The organism is Mucilaginibacter sp. A5337, from assembly GCF_059690695.1.
On record NZ_JCAWEC010000003.1, the window covers coordinates 251,248 to 271,137 of the forward strand.

A 19,890-nucleotide genomic window follows, 5' to 3' on the forward strand; every position below is an offset into this window, starting at 1 on the left:
ATTTATAATAAATGCAAAGGCGCGCAGTACAATCATCGGCTTTAAGCAGTGTTGGCTATGACCAGGACGCCCGTATCCTTGAACTTGAGTTTCGGGAAAATGGTGGTGTATGGCAGTACTTCGGTTTTCCTTTATCTACCTACAAAAAATTTATTAACGCCGAATCACTGGGGAACTTCTTTGTTACCCGTATAAAAGGCAAATATCCCGAACTGAAAGTCAGGTATGCCCACCATTAATTTCCGGTGCGGCGGCGCTCGTCATCATTACCTGTATTGCGCTTATTGGCCGATTTAACCGTGCTTTTGCCAAAGCGATAACTAAAATTAAGCCTCACGATGCGTGTATCGCGCTTATTTACCTCCGAAAGATCGATGTTTTGATAGCTGGCATGATTACGTCCCCGGTCGGTATTAAATACGTCGTTAAGGGTTAATTTAATAGTGGCCCGCTTATCTAATATTTGTTTGCTGACACCCGCATTTACCGAATAGCTGGCTTTGAGCTCATTGATGCCATAAATAGTTGGGGTTTCATACCTGCCTGATATTTCGCCAAGTAATGTACTGGTGATGGTAAAGTTTTGTGTACTGCCGAAAATAATATCCTGTTTGCCCCTGTTGAAATCGCCGTTTTGTGGGTAAGCTCTATAACGAACATAAATAGCATCAAGGTTAAAACTGGCCGACCACCATTTGGTAAATTGAACCGGTGCATAAAATGAAGCACCGTAAACAAAGATCTGCCCGAAATTTTTGCGATAGGTTACATTGACCTTGGTAGAGTCGTTTTGATAATAAACCGGGAAATCATAAGCGTTATTGGTAACGGTATAATATAACTCGGTTGAAAAAGTTTGATCGTAAGTATGGGAGATTTGTATGGTGTTAGTGTATTCGGGCTTTAGCTGCGGGTTGCCGGCGCGGTAGTCATACAGATCGGTATAGTATAAAAAGGGATTGATATCCTCATAAAGTGGCCTGTGAATGCCACGGTTGTAGCTTATGCCAATGATGTTCTTTTTATCGGCCTCATAGCTTACTTGTGCCTGCGGAAAAAGGTTAAAATAATTATAAGTGTTTACGTCAGGGGTGTTGTCATATAGCCCCCACGACTTACCATTTGCGTGGGTGTTTTCGGCACGTATGCCCGCCGTAATATCCCACTTGCCTATCTTATTAACGTAGTTGATGTAACCCGCACTTACCGCTTCTGTATAAAGAAACCTGTTGCTGAAATTTTCATCTGCCTGGTATACATTATTTACTTTCGGGCCAAAAACAAGGTTGTTGTTGCTGCTGGCCTTGTTATATTTAATGCCTGCTTCCAATCGTGAGGTTTTATTCAGTGGATTAACGAAATCAATTTTTGATGTCCAGATGTGGATATCTGATGGCGAAAGGTTTTCCAAATCAAGGTCATCGCGATAGGTATCACCTGCCGGCGTAAAAAAGCTATTGGTAATAAACTCATTTGAGTGGCGGTGGTAAGTTGAATAGTTTCCATCTACCGAGATACTTCTACCACTTTTATCCAGCACCGCGTTATAATTGATATTATAGTTTAAATAACTGCTGCCCCTGTCGAGATTTGAACGGGCCCTGATGATCGAATCCAGTTTACTCTGGTTTTTGATATACAGGTCATTGTGCTTTGTAAAGTCGTCTTCCCTGATGATGCCGCTTACCTGGAAGCCTATGGTTTGTTTAGGGGTGACGGTATAATCGGCACCGATTTTAAAATTGTGGTTAGTGGTTTTTTGGATATTGTTGTAATCAACATCGTAATTGCTCAGGATATCGTTATAAGTGATATTTCGGTTAGTCGTGATAGTGCGTGTGCCTTTGTTATTATCGTAAGTGTAGTTTCCAAAGATATTGAGCTTACTGGTGCGGTTATTGAAAACAATGCCTGCAGTGCTTTTATAATATTTACCATAACCAGCCATTGCAGTAACTGTACCGTTGGTACCCAGGTTTTTTCCCTTTTTTAAGATAATGTTAATGATACCTCCGCCCGATGCATCATATTTGGCCGACGGGCTGCTGATCATTTCAACCTGGTCAATAGTACTGCTTTGCATGCTGCGGAGTAAACTGGTAAGGTCGTCGCCTGTAAGGTTGGTAGGTTTGCCGTCGATTGTTATTAATGCAGCCTGCCTGCCGTTAATACTCAAAGTTTCATTGCTGTTAACCCTTACCCCCGGCGATTGCCTCAGGATATCAAAAGCCGAATTACCCTCGGCCAGGATGCTGTTTTGTATACTTAATACAATTTTGCCGGGTTTCACCTCTATGTATGGTTTTCGGGCAACTACTTTAACCTCCTGCAGTTGATTGTCCGAAAGTTTTAAAACAATATCACTGACAGTTATTTTTTGGCCTGCTACAATATTGTATGGGCCGGCATAAACTTTTACGTATCCTATTTTACTGATAAGTACTAAGTAGCTATCAGGCCGCAGCCCTGTAAATTCAAACTGGCCGTTTTTATTTACCAGGCTTGATTTTAATACAGACGAGTCGGTAGCAGTGAGTAATACGGCGGTAGCGGCCTCGGCCGGCTGGCTATTTTCGGTTAAAACTTTACCTTGTATTATTGAAGGTTTTGTTTGGGCAAATGAAAAACAATACATTCCTGTCAGGAATGCAAAAAATAAGCCTGCTGTTAAAACCCTCATTAATTAGTAGATGTAGAAGTTTGCTATAGTTTAAAAGATTATAAAATGTAACGCAATATAATACAATATATATAAAACTATATGTATTGTATTGGTATTTTAACGATATAATATAAAACAATGTTGCAACATTAGTATGGATTAAGCCACGTAAAAGGTTTTACATTGTTACAATTAAATATTGTTTGCCAAAACTCATGCAATGGCATAAATAAACAAAACAACATGATTTTTTCTTTATTTTCGGCCTCAATACATCATCGCATTGTATATTGACCATTATAACATGAAAAAACTGTATCTGTTTATATTAATTACCTGTTTTGCAGGGAAATTGTTTGCTCAAACGCCGCCTGCCAATTACGCCACGGCTTTAAATAAGTTTAAGCAACTATATAACAACAATCAACCGGATAGTGTGTACAGCATGTTTGGCCCCGAAATGATGAAAGCCCTTTCACAGGCTGATTTTAAAAGCACAACTGTGCAGTTAAAAACACAGTTAGGTTCATTGCTACAGGCTGATTTAGTAAGCTACGAAACACCCATTGCGCATTATAAAGCAGTATTTCAAAAAGGGATGTTTTTATTAAACCTTTCATTAAATGCAGATAATAAATTTACAGGCCTGTCATTAACACCATATAAAGCAGAAAATGCCACTACAGCGTCAGCTCCGGCAGCAGGTACAACCATAGCTACCGATCCTTCTTTGGTTGAATCGCCTGTAACTGTTAAAACTTTGCTGGGCTCAATATCCGGGACATTGGCTATGCCGAAGGATGCTAACGGGAAAATTCCGCTGGTATTGATCATTGCAGGCTCAGGCCCTACAGATAGGGATGGCAATAGTCCTAAACTTGGACTTCATGCCAATGTTTATAAAATGATAGCTAACGAGCTGGGTAAAAAAGGAATAGCTACCTTGCGTTACGATAAACGCCTGGTTGGGCAAAGCACCACGTCTATTAAAGAAAACGAAATAAGGTTTGAAGATTACGTAGAAGATGCTGCTGCTTTGCTTAACATGCTTTCGTCAGATGAGCGTTTTTCACGGATAGTTATTCTGGGACATAGCGAAGGTTCGTTGGTGGGTATGATGGCTTCGCTTGATGAGCCGATAAAAGGGTTTATATCTGTTGCCGGTGCGGGAGATTCGGCCGATAAGATCCTCACCGAGCAAATGAAATCCCAGCCCGCTTTTATTTCGGATGGATTTAACCGGATGCTTGATAGTTTAAAACGCGGTAAAACAACCGACAATATCGACCCTGCATTATATTTTATAGCCAGGCCAAGCATTCAGAAATATTTGATGTCATGGTTCAGGTACAACCCTCAGCGCGAGATCAGGAAAGTAAAAGCGCCGATACTGATCATCCAGGGAACCACAGATCTGCAGGTAACCGTTGGTGACGCCGAGAAGCTGAAGAAAGCAAAATCAGATGCTATACTTGACATTATCCCCAACATGAACCACGTGCTTAAAGAAGCCCCGGTAGATAAGGAAAAGAACAAGGCCACTTACAACGAGCCCGATTTACCGCTGAAGCCGGAGTTTGTTACTGCGGTAACTAATTTTGTGCTCAAAACAACGAGATAGCGAATTAAAAATCATGTCATTGCGAGGAACAACCAGGGAGACCCGGAAAAAACCGTAATGACCTGCAAAATGTGTTTTAGAGATGGCGTGCTGGGCCGCGTTAGGGATGGGAGCGGATACCGGCCTGTGGCTAAGGCCCGTGTAGTATGAGCGTACAGCCCGGGCCGCAGGCAACGCCCATGTTATAACACTTGTTAAAAACACACCTAATAATCAATAACTTAGAATTACGTCATTATAAGCGATAGCGTGGCAATCGCACGGAAGCATATCCGCCCTGTACGGTATGCGATTGCTTCGTCGTTCCTCCTCGCAATGACATGTGATAATTATCTCACCAGGCCCCCAATAACCTCCTGATCACAATGATCTCGGCTACATGGTAAGCATTATGATCAGCTGCCTGTAATGCTTCACGAAGGATGGTTTGTCCATCGCCATGAGGGATCTTTTTATAGATATCCTCGCTTTTCACCAGCTTTATCAGCTCCTCCAGGTCATTATTAATTTGCTTAATGCTATTATCCCAGGCTTCATCATTTTGGGGTGCAAGCTCTTTTGGCCAGTAATCATCGGGCCAGTTGGGTGACTCGTGACTGCCATCTTTGCTAAACTCCAGCATATCCCACTGAGCTATGCGGATATGTTCAACCAACTGCCAAATGGTATAGGGTAACTTATCAACTTTAACCCCGCGAAGATGGGGCGGTAAACCATCGAGCGCTTTTTTAAGATCGGCGTGGGCATTGCCGCCCTGCAGCAAATGCACAATTTCATCAATTAAAACGTTGTGTTCGTTATTCATAAGTAAATTCAAATTATAACGGCTATTCTCGCACCCCCTTTAGGGGGCCGGGGGGCTTAAAGTAACAAATTCGTCGCCGGTTTGATTTATTTGGCTTAAATGTTTTAAGTTTATACTTCATTGTAAAATCCATCAATTGTGATCAGAAATATATTCTTAAAATTAGCACTTGCCGTTGTTTTGTTTATAGTAGCCTTTACGGGCTGTAAAAAAGATGGGGGCAGCGGTACAGGGCCGCTACTGGGTAAAGATGATGAGGCGTTCATTAAGTATGAGAATACGTTTCTGGATAACTTCTGGAAGCTAAACCCAGATTGGGCAACCTCGGCAGGGTATCATAAATATGATAGTTTGATGGTACTGCCTAACGAGCAAAGCCGCGACAAACTGGTAACCTTTGCCAAATACCAGGTTGATTCATTGAGCCGTTTTGAAGTGAATACCCTGTCTGAAGCTAATAAAATAGACTATAAAATTCTGCAAAACCAGCTTGAATACCTGCAATGGCAGGTGCGCCAGTTAAAACAGTACGAGTGGGACCCATCGTCATACAATGTTATCGGCACTTTCGCTTATATTTTGAATGAGCATTATGAGCCTTTGCCTAAACGCCTGCGCCATTTTTATCAGCGTATGTCGTTTATTCCGCAATACTATAAAGATGCCCAAAAGCAGATCAAAAATCCGGTGGTGGAGCTTACCAGTTTGGCTATTGAGCAAAACCTGGGTGGGCTTGATGTTATAGAAAAGGACTTTGCCGATTCGCTTAAGAAAACCAATATCCCTAAAGCCGAGCAAAAATTAATGACCGATAGGGCAGCTCAAAGCGTTGTTGCCATTAAAGCTTATACCGACTGGCTTAAAGCGTTGAAAAACGATCATCCAAGAAGTTTCAGGCTGGGTAAGGATTTATATGAGGATAAGTTTAAATACGAAATTGTAGCCACCAACACTGCCGAGAAAATTTACAATGCTGCCGTTGAACGTAAGAAATATATTCACCGTGAAATGGCCAAGATCAGCAAACAGCTTTGGCCGAAATACTTTGGTAAACAGGCTGCACCGGCCGATAGCTTGCAAATGATAAGCCAGCTGATAGATACCATATCAACAAAACACGTTAAGCCCGAAGAATTTCAATCGTCAATTGAGCAGATCATACCTAAGCTTAATGCTTTTGTTAAGGCTAAAGACCTGTTAACGCTCGATCCGTCAAAACCATTGATCATCCGTAAGGAGCCCGGTTATATGGCAGGTGTAGCGGGCGCTTCAATGAGCGGCCCCGGCCCTTATGATAAAAATGGCAATTCGTACTATAATGTAGGTAGCCTGGCCGGCTGGAGCAAGGAAAAGGCCGAAAGTTACCTGCGCGAATACAATAATTATATTCTGCAGATCCTGAGCATTCATGAGGCCGTGCCCGGTCATTATGTGCAGGGCGTTTACTCCAACAAAGCACCAAGCATTATCAAAGCTGTATTTGGCAATGGTGCTATGGCCGAAGGCTGGGCAGTATACACCGAGCAAATGATGCTGGAGAACGGTTTTGGCAATAACGAGCCCGAAATGATGCTGATGTGGTACAAATGGAACCTGCGTTCGGTATGTAATACCATTTTAGATTACAGTGTGCACAGCGGTAGCATGACCAAAGATGAAGCTATTAAACTGCTAACCCGCGAAGCTTTCCAGCAACAAGCCGAGGCTGATGGCAAATGGAAACGTGTTAGTGTAACCAGTGTTCAGCTTACCAGTTATTACACGGGTTACAAAGAGATCATTGATTTAAGGGATGCCTATAAGATAAAAATGGGCGATAAGTATAAGCTGAAAGAGTTTAACGAAAAGTTTTTGAGCTACGGCAGCGCTCCGGTTAAGTTCATAAGGGAAGCCATGCTGGCCAAAACCAGCGGAAATTAATTGATAGTCCACGGGGATAAACTCATGGACTATGAACCATGAGTTTATTTCCCATGAACTATCAAAATCTTTTTATCAACAGCTTACGCGTAATGAATTTTTATCTGGTGCTCAAGTTGAGCCATGACATTTTTTCTGAGCTTACCTTTGTAGCAGGTACAACAGCCTTCATTTAATTTAAGTTCGGCAATTATTTTACCCTGGTCAACCACGCGGAATTTTCCTGCTTCATTGGGTAAAACGGCTACAATACGTTCATCTTCCCCGGCAAAATTGATAAGCACATGAAACTGGTGCTGCGGCATAAATGCTATCTGCTGTAACATGAAAACCTCTCCTTTCGTTATTAGGTGTGTCAAAAAAACAAAGAGTCGTGTGTAGTATAAAGTTAACGAAATTAATTTCAAATAATTGTTAGGAATTTTTAGTTTTTTGAGAAAAATATTATAATATATTTAGCGCTTATCTATCTTAGGCCATGAAGAAAATTTTGTTCGCCGTTGTGCTGGTTATCCTATCAGCTGCAAGCTATGCCCAAAAGGTAAAACCGGTTTTAAAACTAATAAAAGGCAATACTTATTACCTGGCTACTACGGCCCACTCTGTTGTTAAGCAAACCATAAACGGGCAGCTTAATAGTATTGATATGACCATCAATGGTAAAATATCGTTCAAGGTATTAAATGCCGATGATTCCCTTTACTACATGGAAGTTAACTATACTAAAGTTGGTATGCAAATGCAGTTGCCTAACGGTAATGTAGCTTTTAATTCTGATGATAAAGATACTACCAATATTATGGCCAGGATAATGTCGGGTATAACCAATAAACCGTTTACGGCAACCCTAACCAAAAGCGGCAGGATCAGGTCGATAGAGAACGCCGAAAGTATGATCACATCCATGATAGATGGTTTTAAAGAAGTTCCGGCCGAAAAGAAAGAACAGTTAAAAAACCAGTTGAGCCAGTCGTTTGGTTCAGGGGCCCTTAAAAGCAATCTTGAAATGGCTATGTCCGTCCTGCCGGAGGTGCCGGTTTCAAAAAATGATAAGTGGACAATAAATAACAACTTGCAGGGAGCAATGAGCGCAAAAATGGTTTCGGTTTATCAGTTGATGGATATAACGCCGAAAAGCTTTGTGATCCACGGAAATGCCACCATAGAAACTGATAATACAGCCGATTATAAGATAGTTAGTAATTTGCCAATGAAGTATAACATGAAGGGCACCATGGTGTCGGATGTTGTTGTCGACAGGGCTACCGGCTGGATCTCAAGTTCAAAGGTTAAACAAAGCATCGACGGCAGTGTAGCTATAAAAGATAGTCCACAGGTACCAGGCGGTGTAACCTTCCCTATGAGTGTTACAAGCGAAACCTCAACCACCGATCATTGATTAAAAGCACATAAACAAAAAATCCCTGCCGAAACCGGCAGGGATTTTTTGTTTATTATGCAATCTCGGCATTACAATGCCCATACCCCTTCAAGATAAAGCTTATACCTTGTAGGCTGAAACTCGCCGTAGGCAAAAACAATTATGGTATCTCCTTTTTTTGCATAATATAACCTGAGCCTTTCGCTGCCCTGGTATAGGTTTAGGAAACCGCCGATACTAAAGCCGCCTGTTTTTACAATGGTATTAAAGTCGTCGAGTGTAAGTATCTTACGGAGATCTTCAAAATTGTTATTGGCAAAATCACTGAACTTTATATCGCCGGCAGGCAGGTTAAAGGTTTTATGCACAGCATCGGCTTCATCTCCATCAAACAACAATGATTTTGTTACTACATATTTTGTGATCATATTTTAATAGTATGGTTTTTTATTGTTTCACTTCTTCAATGTAACCACCAGCTTTCAGGTCGTTAACAGTAGCAGGTACTTCGTATTGGATACCCAGGCCCGGTTTGCCAAACCATGGAATAATTTTACCCTCCCTAACTTTGGCTATCGGTTTCAGGATCTTGTAAATTTTATATGGCTTGCTAAGGGTATTATCCGGCAAAGCGCGCATAGGGAAAGGTACACCTTTTGGCGATACAAAGGTACCTTTATCCTGAAAAGCACCCGAAGCATCGGTATAACCGCCATAACGGTCAATAAGCACACCTTTTTTAAGGGTAATGATGATCAGGTTTACTGCGCCGCGATTTGGAGGCCAGCCACCGTTAAGATTGTTTGCAGTGAAAAATTTTTCGAGCGCATCCCATTTCTCAGTTTTCCAGAGCAACCAGGCCGAATCGGCAAGTGCTTTTTTGCTGCTGGTGTCGGCAAAGTCGGCTACCGAGCTTTTAAAGTCGTCGTAAGTAATGCCGCGTACGGGCATGTGGTGCGCCTTTGCAGCATGGTGTGGTTTGGTTTGGGCCGTTGCCAGGAAAGGCATCAGCCATACGGAAAGGATCAGCAATTTTAGTGTTTTCATTCGATGTAGTTTTTGGTGAGATAAAGCTAACATGAGTAACGCGTTTATGAAAGGGATTTATCATATTTATTTTATTCATATTATAATATGAAATATCAAAGGGTGGGACTGGCCTGTCCGTCCGTTTCCGGGTAAAGGATAGTTGAGGACAGCAGCGGACACTGCTGATTCTTCCAGCCTGTAGTCGTTGGTTTCACCAGCAATACCTGATTAAAAAATCTCATTGTAAAAAAGCCCGTTCCATCCTATATTAATCCAACCAAAACAAACCAATAAACTAAATTATTACCTTCGTACCTATGTCATCAGCTGAAGCAAAAAAACAAATAGAGGCATTAACCGCCGAACTTAAACAGCACAATTACAACTACTATGTGCTGGCTATGCCAACCATTTCTGATTTTGATTTTGATAAAAAACTGGAGCAGCTTAACAAGCTCGAGAAAGAATATCCTGAATTTGCCGATCCTGATTCGCCAACACAAAAGGTAGGCGGGGATATCACCAAAGAGTTTGTAACTGTAAGGCACCGCTGGCCAATGCTATCGTTAGGTAATACTTATAACGAACAGGAACTGCTTGATTTCGACCAACGGGTACGCAAGGCCATTGGTGATAATTTTGAGTACGTGTGTGAGCTTAAGTTTGATGGCTTAAGCATGAGCCTTACCTACGAAGATGGCAAACTGGTGCGCGGCGTTACCCGCGGCGATGGTGTACAGGGCGATGAGGTAACCACCAATATTAAAACCATCCATACCATACCCAAGCGCTTACATGAAGGCGAGGGATATCCTGCCTATTTCGACATTCGTGGCGAAGTATTCATGCACCGTAAAGCTTTTGACAGGCTAAATAACGAGCGTATTGAAAACGGCGAAGTGCCATATGCCAATCCACGTAATTTTGCCTCAGGCACGGTAAAAATGCAGGACTCAGCAGAGGTAGCTAAGCGCCCCCTGGATTGCTTCCTGTATTTTCTGTACACCGAAAAACCATTGTTTAAAACCCACTGGGAAAGCCTGCAGGCTGTTAAAACCTGGGGTTTCCATACTAACGAACATAGCGAGCTTTGCCCGGATATTAATTGTGTGTTGGATTTTATTGGTAAATGGGATAAGGAGCGTTTTAATTTGAGCTACGATATTGACGGTATCGTTATTAAAGTAAATAATTATTCACAACAGCAGGAGCTTGGCTTTACTGCCAAATCGCCGCGCTGGGCTATCTCTTATAAATTTAAAGCCGAAAGGGTAGAGACCGAACTGCTTGAAGTAAGTTACCAGGTTGGCCGTACGGGCGCCGTTACGCCGGTTGCTAATTTAAAGCCGGTGCTGCTTGCAGGCACCACGGTTAAACGCGCCACGCTGCATAATGCCAACGAGATCATCCGTTTGGATTTGCATGAAGGGGATACCGTTTTTGTTGAAAAAGGCGGCGAGATCATCCCTAAGATCATCAGCGTAAACCCCGAAAAACGGAAAGCAGATGCAGTGCCTGTTGTTTACCGCACCACCTGCCCGGCTTGCGATACCCCGCTTGAACGCAAGGAAGGCGAAGCCGCATTTTACTGCCCTAATGATGAAGGCTGCCCGCCGCAGATTGTTGGCAAGATGCAGCATTTTATTGGCAGGAAGGCCATGAATATTGATGGTTTGGGTGACGAAACTATTGAAACTTTATACAACAAAGGGTTCATCAGTCATATCAGCGATATCTATGAGTTGCATACCCATGCTGCCGAATTAAAGCAGATGGGCCGCTTTGGCGAAAAATCCATCAATAACATGCTGGAAGGTATCGAGGCATCTAAGAAAATGCCTTTCGAGAAAGTGCTGTTCGGCTTAGGCATCCGTTATGTAGGCGAAACCGTTGCCCGCAAGCTTGCCTTCCATTTTAAATCGATAGATAAGCTGATGGCAGCCTCTGTTGAAGAATTGACGGCCGCCGAAGAGATAGGTGAAAGAATAGCCCAGAGCATTACCGAGTATTTTGCAGGTGATATTCACCGGCAGGAAATACAAAAATTAAGGGAGCAGGGCCTGCAGTTTATTGCCGAAGAAAAGGAAGTTGTATTGGCCAGCGAAAAGCTTGCCGGGATGAACTTTATTATCTCCGGTACATTCGAAAAATTCTCGCGCGATGAGCTGAAAGATATTATTGAGCAAAACGGTGGCAAGATATTGAGCAGCATTTCGGCTAAGCTTAATTACCTTGTTGCAGGCGATAATATGGGCCCGGCAAAGCTGGAAAAAGCTAATAAACTTAACATACCGATCATTAGCGATGATGAGTTGCTGGGTTTGATAAAATAAAACGCATCTGCGTTGTTCATTTCGTTCATTGGAGCGAAAAATAAATTTTCTCAAGCTAAAAATCGCTTACTTTGTACTACCGAAAGTGGCCCCCATAATTAATTAAACGTACTATGTTCGAATGATTTACTATGGAAAAATTTATAGCGATACAACCCAATATTTTTTGTGAACCCTGCAAAGAATGCGGAGAAAGGCCTGTTATAACACAGGTTAAGGGTAAGTTTATTGTAAGGTGCCCTAAAAGCAAATTGCATTATCAAACAAAACCTGGTTTGGTTGATATTAAGGACTGGAATATCAAAAACAAGGTTCATGCACCTCTTGGCAATAAAGAAATATCAAAGAAAAAGGCATCCTAACCAGGTGCCTTTTTTACATTATTTAACAATTTAACGCTGTAACAATCAATTAATAAGTTTCATCTTAGCGCGGTAAACATCTCTGCTAAATGAAGCAAGCCTTAACAGCGCTATTTTTATTTCTTAATTTTTTCTCATACGCCCAGCAGTTTAGCATTAGTGGTAAAATAACCAGTGAAGATGGCAAGCCCGTTCCTTTCGCATCTGTATTTATAAAAAACACTACTACCGGAGTGTCGGCCAACAGCGAGGGAGCGTACCTGCTGCATTTAAATAGTGGTAGATACCAAATTCAATATAAGGCGGTTGGCTATGCCCAGAAAAGCCGGGTTGTCGACCTTGCCGCCAATCAGATAATCAATATCAGCCTGCAAACCGAAACTTACCAGCTTAAGGATGTCACTGTACACGCCGGAGGCGAAGACCCCGCCTACGCCATTATGCGCAAGGCTATAAAAAAACGTAAAACCTATCTTAATGAAGTAAAGGCCTATACCTGTGATATATACATTAAAGGCCTGCAAAAGCTTTTGGCAGCCCCTAAAACCTTTATGGGCTTTGATGTGCAAAAGGCTACCAGCGAAGCCGGGCTTGACTCAAGCCGCAGAGGGATAGTATACCTTTCCGAATCGGAGTCGAAATATAGTTTTATCAGGCCCGATAAGGTGCATGAGGAGCAGGTATCATCAAAAGTATCCGGCCGCAACAGGGCCTTCAGTTTTAACCGGGCGTCGGATATGGCGGTTAACTTTTACCAGAACTACGAAACCTGGCAGGGCATGAGTAACCGCCCGCTGGTATCGCCGGTTGCCGATAATGCCCTGTTTTATTATAACTATAAGTACATCGGTACTTCGGTGGAGAATGGTGAAACCATCAACAAGATCCAGGTGATACCCAAACGGGCGCATGATCCATGTTTTGAAGGATATATTTATATTTTGGATGATAGCTGGCGTATTTATGGTTTGCAACTTTACATCACCAAAAAGGCTAATATTAATTTTGTTGATACGCTTAAAGTTAACCAGCAATTTTTCCCGGTGAGTGAAAAGGTATGGATGACATCATCTGTTAAATTTGAATTTACAGGAGGCTTGTTTGGCTTTAAGCTGGGCGGGTATTTTATCTCGATATATAAAAATTACAGCCTTGATCCCGATTTAAATAAGGCTGATTTTAACGAAGTGCTCCGGATCACCAAAGGCATCAGCAAAGATTCGGCTTACTGGAACCAGGCCCGCCCTATACCGCTTACTGCCGAAGAGGTTACCGATTACACCAATAAAGATAAACTCGCCAAAAAGCGAGAATCGAAAGAATACCTCGACTCGCTTGATAAAGCCAACAATAAATTTAAACCGGTAAACCTGCTCTTCACCGGCATCAATACCCGCAACCGCTATAAAAAGGAGTATTTTCATTACGACCCGATCATCGGCTCGCTGCTTTATAACACGGTAGAGGGCCTGGCTTTCGACTACGGCGCATCATACAGCAAGCTGATTGATACGGTTAATAACCGCTATTTTATGTTGAATGGTAAGGTACGCTATGGTTTCGCCAATCATTTGTTGAACGGCTCGGCTGGTGTTGCCATACCTATGATTCAGCGGTTTACGTTGGGTTTAAGCGGAGGATCGGATGTGGTTGATTTGAATAACCAGGCCCCGATGTCGACCTTGGTGAATACGGTTCATAGCTTGCTTTCCCAGCAAAACTTTAAAAAGCTATATCAAAAGCAGTTTGCATTGGCATCGCTTTCGGGCAGGGTAACGGGTGGTTTACGAGGCGGTGCCTCGGTTGAATGGGCTAACCGTAAAGCCCTGTTAAACACAGCCTCATTCAGTATTTTTGACACTGAAGACCACCAGTTTGATTCAAATAATCCGCTTGATCCTGATCATAATACACTCCTGTTTTCCGAAAACCAGTCGCTCACAGTGAACCTGCAGGCCAGTTATGATTTCAGCAACCGGTATGAAACCTATCCCTCGGGCAGGCGTTATTTGCCATCAAAATATCCAACCATCAGCCTAAACTATACCAAAGGCATCAGTAAGGTATTAGGCTCGGATGTTAACTATGACAAGATCAGCGCTGATATCTCCAAAGCAGATATTAGCATGGGCTTTTATGGCAGCAGTTCGTTTTTTATAGGTGCAGGTAAATTTCTGAATGCCAAAAGCGTTTACTTTCCCGATTATTTTCACTTTGCAGGCAACGAGGTATTATCATATAAACCAAGGTTAAACCGCTTCCTGCTGCTGGATTATTATGATTTTAGCACACCTGATAAATACATTGAAGGGCATTTTGAACACAACTTTTCGGGCTTTATCACCAACAAGCTCCCGCTGATCCGCAAGTTTAAATTGCAGGAGATTGTGGATGTAAATTACCTGTACACACCTACGCTTAAAAACTACATGGAACTGGGCTTCGGCCTGCAATATCTCAATATCAGGCTCATGTACGGCGTATCATATCACGGAGGCAATGAGGCAAAATCAGCGATAAGGCTGGGAGTGAGTCTCTAAGGCGAAAGGCGAAAGGCGAAAGGCGAAAGGCGAAAGGCGAAAGGCGAAAGGCGAAAGGCGAAAGGCGAAAGGCGAAAGGCATTATGTTAAGTAGAATAAGGAAAACTTACGAAGTTTTTAAAACTTCGTAAGTTTGGTTTGGGCAATCTACTGGGGTAATCCTTCAATCCTAAAAATCAGTGTTCAAAACCAACCACAGATAATCAGCGAAATCAACGTAATCAAAAATCACCAGCATTAAATTCAAATCAACGGTTTAACTTTGCCGCATGATCAAGAATATCTTTCCCTGCTTTATAATCATGCTTGTAGCTTTTAGCTGCACTAAAAAGAACGTGCCGCATTATACCATATCAAGGGTTACCAAATCAGATACCGCTACCAGTCTTACAGTTAAAATAGACGGCAGGCTTAAATGGGCCGAGCTGCTGAGCATCACCTCACAAATTAAAGCCGACAGCGCCAAGCTCAGCAACCTGCAACTTAACTTTTTACTGCCGGGCCATAATGATAAAAGTACTGGCGCTAATACCTTTTACGCCGTAGCTAAATATCCGCAGGGCGATAAAGTTACCATACAGGATACCACTAAGGATGCTGATGGTAATATTGTGAGGTTGAATATTATAGGTTTATCGGCAGAGAAAGCTAAATACCTGCTGGGCTTAAACCCTGCCGACCTGGATGGGAAAAATATCATAGGCAGGTTTATTGATGATAATAACCATACCGTTATTGTGCCTTTTACTGATATGGCTGGCGGTAAAAAGGAAACTTATATTATTGAGCTGGATACCGCCGGTACTGTAGTATCGCGCACTATACCTCTCATCGACAATCGCGATGGCATAGAAAAACTGCATGTAAGCCAGGCCGGCGACTATATCACCATAAAAGATAGTGTGCTTACCCAATACGCCGCACATGATATGGGCCTGCCTTATAATAGTATTAAAGCCGGTATTTAATTGCCGGTTTGCAAATGTGCCAAAATCACCACAGGCTTAATTTGGTGTTAAAAAATTGGGGGTAAGCGGTTAAATCATTCATTTGTTTGAGATTATACCGATATATTTATAGTGTTAAAAATATTGTAAATATATGAACCGAAATTTTATCAAATTTTTTGCATTAAGCGTAGCCGCGGTATTTAGTGCCTGCCTGGCTACTGCCCAGGTGAGGCTGCCCGAAGGCTACTTCCTTAAAACATTACCAAACGGGCTGGATGTGCTGGTGATTGAAAACAGCAAAGTGCCTTTAACCACCATCGAAATAGCTGTTAAAAACGGCGCTTATACCGAGGGCCCGGAGTATAGCGGCCTGTCGCACCTGTTTGAGCACATGTTTTTTAAAGCCAATAAGGACTATCCAACACAAGAGAAGTTTTTAAAACGCACGCAGGAGCTTGGCGCTATCTGGAATGGTACCACCAATACCGAGCGCGTAAACTACTTCTTTACTTTTGACAGGGATAGTCTTAAAGCAGGTTTAAAGTTCATGAATGCTGCCATCCGTTTCCCTATTTACCGCGAGGAGGATATGAAGAAGGAGCGCCCTGTGGTTGACGGCGAGTTTCAGCGTGCCGAAAGCGATCCGGGTTTCCAGCTTTGGTATGGTATGCAGCAAAAGCTTTGGGGCGATCTTATCACCCGTAAAAACCCTATCGGTATCCACGAAGTGATCAACACGGCTACGCCCGAAAAAATGATGATTATTAAGGATAAATATTATTTCCCTAATAACAGCTTGCTTACCATTTGCGGTGATGTTAAGCATGACAATGCCTTTGCCCTTGCCGAAAGCATTTTTGGCGATTGGGCCAACAGTGGTTTCGATCCGCAAACCAAGTTCCCTATCCCTGCATTTAAGCCTTTAACCAAGCCCGAGTATTTTGTTAAGGAAGCTACCATTGCCCAAACACCATACATGGAGTTTACCTGGCAGGGCCCTTCATACCCAACAGATTCTGCCGGTACGGTTACTGCCGATGTGTTTTCGACCATTGTGGGTTTAAACTCATCAAAACTACAGCAGGCATTGGTTGATAAAGGTTTGGCCAGTGGTGTTTATGTAAACTACACCACAAGCCGTTATGTAGGCCCTATTGATATTTTTGTGGTACCTAACCCTAATAAGCTTAAAGAATGCTATACCGAACTCATGAACCAGGTAAGCATGTGGAACAAAGATGATTACTTTACCGACGAGCAAATGGCTACGGCTAAAGCTATCCTGCACCGTAACGACATCCACGCTAAAGAAAAACCGTCATCATTACCAAGCCAGATCAGCTACCAGTGGTGCAGTACCTCGTTTAACTTTTATACCGATCTGGATGCAAACTATCAGAAAGTTACCCGTGCCGATATTAAAAAGTACCTGGAAACTTACATCATTGGCAAGCCATACGCTGCCGGTTTGATCATAGCGCCTGAGTTAAATAAAACAGTAAACGCGGCTTCATTTTTTGCAGCCAAGTAATTTAAAACTACCTCATCATGATGAAAAAATATATAATTGCCCTGCTGGTAGCAGCGGCTATAGGAAATACAGCAAAGGCGCAAAAACAGGCCTATGAAACCACGGTAGATGGCGTAAAGGTTATTGTACAGCCAAGCGGTAATGATATTGTGGAGATCCAAACCATTATAAAGGGTGGCGTACAAAACTACCCGGCTACAAAAGCAGGTATCGAATCGCTGGCGATGAGTGCCCTTACTGAGTGCGGCACCTTAAAGCACGATAAAAACAGCTTTAAAGATGAGCTGGATAAGGTAAGCGCCACTGTATACGGCAGCAGCAACAAAAACTACTCGGTAGTGCGCATGAACTGTATTAAAGGCGATTTTGATGTGGTTTGGCCTTTATATGTTGAGGCTATAACCCAGCCTAAATTTGACGAAAAAGAGTTTGCCCGTATTAAGCAGGATGCCATTAACAACATTAAGCAGGAAGATTCACAGCCTGATAATGCTATTGATAAGTATGCCGATAAGGTTGCATTTGCCGGCACCAACTACGCTAAAGACCCAAGCGGAACCGTAGCTATTGTTACTGCCTTAACCCCTGCCGAAACCAAGGCTTATTATCAGTCGATACTAACTAAATCGCGCCTGGTGATTGTTGTGGTTGCCGATTTGGATCAGGCTGCTATCGAAAGCAAAGTAAAAGCTATGCTGAGCGGTATTAAACAAGGCCCGGCTTTTGCCTTCAAGAAATCAACTTTCAGGGCCGACAAAAACAGCATCAATGTTGAAAAACGTGACCTGGCTACCAATTATGTAGAAGGTATTGCCAGCGGCCCTGCTGCAGGTACGCCCGATTTTAACGCCTTTAACGTAGCTATGCGCATTTTCTCGAACATGCACTTTTTAGAGGTACGTACCAACAACGGCCTATCATACGCGCCGCAGGCATGGTTCAGCGCCGGTCAAACGTCAACTGCCCGTTTCTCGGTATCTACCACCGAACCTGATAAATACATTGCCGTATTTGATAAACTGGTTGACAAAATTAAACGTGAGGGCTTTAAAGCCGATGATGTAGCCGACATGAAGGTTACCTACCTTACCGGTTTCTACTATAAAAACGAAACCAACAGCGCACAGGCATCCTCAATAGCAGCCAACGAAGTATTGCATGATAACTGGAAACGTTCGTTAACCATGGTTGATGACGTAAAGAAACTAACTGCAGATGACGTGAGCAACGCCTTCCGCAAGTACATCAACAACATTGTATGGGTATACCAGGGCGATCCTAAAAAGGTAAACCAAACACTATACATCAACGGTACACTGCATAATGGCGATAACCCGGTGATGCATTAAGGTTCATTAGTTCACTTGTTCATTAGTTCATTGGTCTTTTATGGTGATGAATCTATTGAAGATAAAAAAGGCTCGGAATTTTATTTCGGGCCTTTTGCATTTATATTAAGACAGGTCTGCGCCCTGTTGAACCAATGAACCAATGAACCAATGAACCAATGAACCAATGAACTATTCCTCCGGCAGCACGGCTTTCTTCCTCGTCCTGCTCCAGCCGGGGCCTTTGGGTTTGGTGGGTACGGTATCGCCCAGGAGTTTGCCCCATGGTTTGAGGGTATCAATCCTGTCGAAAATGATTTTGAGTACCGCTACAAAAGGGATGGACAGGAACATGCCCGACAGGCCCCAGAGCATGTTGCCCAGTAATACTACTACGATGGATATTAACGCATTGATCTGCACTTTTGATGATACAATGCGCGGCACAAGGATATTGTTATCAATAAACTGGATCACCAGGTAGGCGACGATCACCCCTAATTGTGTGCTGTAGCCATCCTTAGTTACCGTTGCCATTAACACGGGCAGGGCTATGGCTATGATACCTCCAATGTAAGGCAACAGGTTAAGGATAGCGCCTATTACGCCTATCAGAATGCCATACTTAACGCCTAACAACACTAATGCTGCCGAGTTCATGATGGCTACTATAAGCATCTCGATCAATAAACCTTGTATATAGCTTTGTATGGCCGATTTGGTTTCTTTCAGCACCTCGGCAACCTGTTTGGAGTTCTCTTCAGAAAAAACCTCGAACAGGAAATTAAGGATCAGTACTTTATAAAACAAAATCAGGAATATATACACGGGTAAAACAAACAACAGGCCGAATGTGCTTAGCACGTTACCCAGCGTACGCCCAACCATCGCCTGGCTGTTATCCATGGCATCTTTAATAAGCTGGTCCTGCTTTTGAACGGGATAGTTGAAGGTGGTGGCAACCCAATCTTTAAAGGTAATAAACAGTTCACCAAATTTCTTTTTAAGCATGGGCAGCGAGTCGCCGAACTGGATGATCTGGGTAGAGAGGAAATAGAACAGCCCAGCTAACAAAACAGCCCCAAGCAGCATAGCTAAACATATGGCTAATATCTTGGGCACCTTCCGTTCTTCCAGCCAGTTACTTACCGGGTTAAGTAAAATAGCTATAAACGCGGCAAACGCCAGGGGGATCATAACATCTGCCAGTTGGGCAAACACATAAACCAATAAAATTAACCCGAAAAGTATAACGGTACTTTTTAGGTAAAAGGGATATTCTTTAACAGCAGGCATGTGAGCAGGACTTTGTAAGCGATAAGGAACAAGACAGGCAATTGTTTGCGTTGCTGATAATTAAGCAGTTTTTAGGTGGATTGGATTGGGGTGTCCGTCCAGATAGGGGAGTAAGGGTAGTTTTGGACGGGG

General features: G+C 42.8%; 17 protein-coding genes. 10 read left to right on the top strand and 7 right to left on the bottom strand.

Annotated elements, in window-relative coordinates:
• Nucleotides 1-11 precede the first annotated feature (11 nt).
• Nucleotides 12-239, top strand: coding sequence for a KTSC domain-containing protein (locus tag AC59JO_RS11015; RefSeq protein ID WP_413666260.1), 228 nt, complete (start codon nucleotides 12-14; stop codon nucleotides 237-239).
• On the opposite strand, the gene AC59JO_RS11020 is transcribed toward AC59JO_RS11015, so the two are convergent.
• On the bottom strand, nucleotides 236-2,680 hold the full coding sequence (locus tag AC59JO_RS11020) for an outer membrane beta-barrel protein (RefSeq protein ID WP_497305322.1): 2,445 nt from the start codon (nucleotides 2,678-2,680) through the stop codon (nucleotides 236-238). The genes AC59JO_RS11015 and AC59JO_RS11020 overlap by 4 nt on opposite strands.
• Before the next feature lie 286 nt (nucleotides 2,681-2,966).
• Between AC59JO_RS11020 and AC59JO_RS11025 the strand changes: the two genes are divergently transcribed.
• Nucleotides 2,967-4,283 (top strand): alpha/beta fold hydrolase, encoded by a 1,317-nt coding sequence (locus AC59JO_RS11025; protein WP_497305324.1) that lies wholly within the window; start codon nucleotides 2,967-2,969, stop codon nucleotides 4,281-4,283.
• Between the two features lie 334 nt (nucleotides 4,284-4,617).
• Here the strand turns inward: AC59JO_RS11025 and AC59JO_RS11030 are convergent, their stop codons facing one another.
• On the bottom strand, nucleotides 4,618-5,088 hold the full coding sequence (locus AC59JO_RS11030) for a DinB family protein (RefSeq protein ID WP_413666263.1): 471 nt from the start codon (nucleotides 5,086-5,088) through the stop codon (nucleotides 4,618-4,620).
• Nucleotides 5,089-5,226: 138 nt separating this feature from the next.
• Between AC59JO_RS11030 and AC59JO_RS11035 the strand changes: the two genes are divergently transcribed.
• Nucleotides 5,227-7,008, top strand: a complete 1,782-nt coding sequence (locus tag AC59JO_RS11035; RefSeq protein WP_497305326.1) for a DUF885 domain-containing protein — start codon at nucleotides 5,227-5,229, stop codon at nucleotides 7,006-7,008.
• Between the two features lie 83 nt (nucleotides 7,009-7,091).
• Here the strand turns inward: AC59JO_RS11035 and AC59JO_RS11040 are convergent, their stop codons facing one another.
• Nucleotides 7,092-7,334 (bottom strand): hypothetical protein, encoded by a 243-nt coding sequence (locus AC59JO_RS11040; RefSeq protein WP_091213400.1) that lies wholly within the window; start codon nucleotides 7,332-7,334, stop codon nucleotides 7,092-7,094.
• 152 nt (nucleotides 7,335-7,486) lie between these two features.
• Between AC59JO_RS11040 and AC59JO_RS11045 the strand changes: the two genes are divergently transcribed.
• Nucleotides 7,487-8,407 carry a DUF6263 family protein gene (locus AC59JO_RS11045; RefSeq protein ID WP_413666265.1) on the top strand — a complete coding sequence of 307 codons (921 nt, stop codon included), beginning with the start codon at nucleotides 7,487-7,489 and terminating at the stop codon, nucleotides 8,405-8,407.
• A 71-nt stretch (nucleotides 8,408-8,478) separates the two neighbouring features.
• Here AC59JO_RS11045 and AC59JO_RS11050 read toward each other — a convergent pair whose 3' ends face one another.
• From AC59JO_RS11050 to AC59JO_RS11060, 3 genes are all read right to left on the bottom strand, one after another.
• Nucleotides 8,479-8,817 (bottom strand): hypothetical protein, encoded by a 339-nt coding sequence (locus AC59JO_RS11050; RefSeq protein ID WP_497305329.1) that lies wholly within the window; start codon nucleotides 8,815-8,817, stop codon nucleotides 8,479-8,481.
• Nucleotides 8,818-8,836: 19 nt separating this feature from the next.
• Complete coding sequence (locus AC59JO_RS11055) at nucleotides 8,837-9,436, bottom strand: TNT domain-containing protein (RefSeq protein ID WP_497305331.1); 600 nt, start codon at nucleotides 9,434-9,436, stop codon at nucleotides 8,837-8,839.
• A gap of 95 nt (nucleotides 9,437-9,531) precedes the next feature.
• Nucleotides 9,532-9,660: a hypothetical protein gene (locus AC59JO_RS11060; protein ID WP_497305333.1), complete on the bottom strand. Its 129-nt coding sequence runs from the start codon at nucleotides 9,658-9,660 to the stop codon at nucleotides 9,532-9,534.
• Nucleotides 9,661-9,735: 75 nt separating this feature from the next.
• Here AC59JO_RS11060 and ligA point away from each other — a divergent pair, with 75 nt between their 5' ends.
• The 6 genes from ligA to AC59JO_RS11090 all read left to right on the top strand — a co-directional run bounded on the left by ligA (nucleotide 9,736) and on the right by AC59JO_RS11090 (nucleotide 18,483).
• Nucleotides 9,736-11,751: an NAD-dependent DNA ligase LigA gene (gene ligA, locus AC59JO_RS11065; protein WP_497305335.1), complete on the top strand. Its 2,016-nt coding sequence runs from the start codon at nucleotides 9,736-9,738 to the stop codon at nucleotides 11,749-11,751.
• 131 nt (nucleotides 11,752-11,882) lie between these two features.
• Nucleotides 11,883-12,113 carry a hypothetical protein gene (locus tag AC59JO_RS11070; protein ID WP_413666269.1) on the top strand — a complete coding sequence of 77 codons (231 nt, stop codon included), beginning with the start codon at nucleotides 11,883-11,885 and terminating at the stop codon, nucleotides 12,111-12,113.
• An 89-nt stretch (nucleotides 12,114-12,202) separates the two neighbouring features.
• Nucleotides 12,203-14,653: a DUF5686 and carboxypeptidase regulatory-like domain-containing protein gene (locus AC59JO_RS11075; RefSeq protein WP_413666270.1), complete on the top strand. Its 2,451-nt coding sequence runs from the start codon at nucleotides 12,203-12,205 to the stop codon at nucleotides 14,651-14,653.
• Nucleotides 14,654-14,922: 269 nt separating this feature from the next.
• Nucleotides 14,923-15,621 (top strand): hypothetical protein, encoded by a 699-nt coding sequence (locus AC59JO_RS11080; RefSeq protein WP_413666271.1) that lies wholly within the window; start codon nucleotides 14,923-14,925, stop codon nucleotides 15,619-15,621.
• 133 nt (nucleotides 15,622-15,754) lie between these two features.
• Nucleotides 15,755-17,134 (top strand): M16 family metallopeptidase, encoded by a 1,380-nt coding sequence (locus tag AC59JO_RS11085; RefSeq protein ID WP_413666272.1) that lies wholly within the window; start codon nucleotides 15,755-15,757, stop codon nucleotides 17,132-17,134.
• A 20-nt stretch (nucleotides 17,135-17,154) separates the two neighbouring features.
• Nucleotides 17,155-18,483 (top strand): M16 family metallopeptidase, encoded by a 1,329-nt coding sequence (locus AC59JO_RS11090; RefSeq protein ID WP_413666273.1) that lies wholly within the window; start codon nucleotides 17,155-17,157, stop codon nucleotides 18,481-18,483.
• 171 nt (nucleotides 18,484-18,654) lie between these two features.
• On the opposite strand, the gene AC59JO_RS11095 is transcribed toward AC59JO_RS11090, so the two are convergent.
• Nucleotides 18,655-19,758: an AI-2E family transporter gene (locus AC59JO_RS11095; protein WP_413666274.1), complete on the bottom strand. Its 1,104-nt coding sequence runs from the start codon at nucleotides 19,756-19,758 to the stop codon at nucleotides 18,655-18,657.
• Between the last annotated feature and the right edge of the window lie 132 nt (nucleotides 19,759-19,890).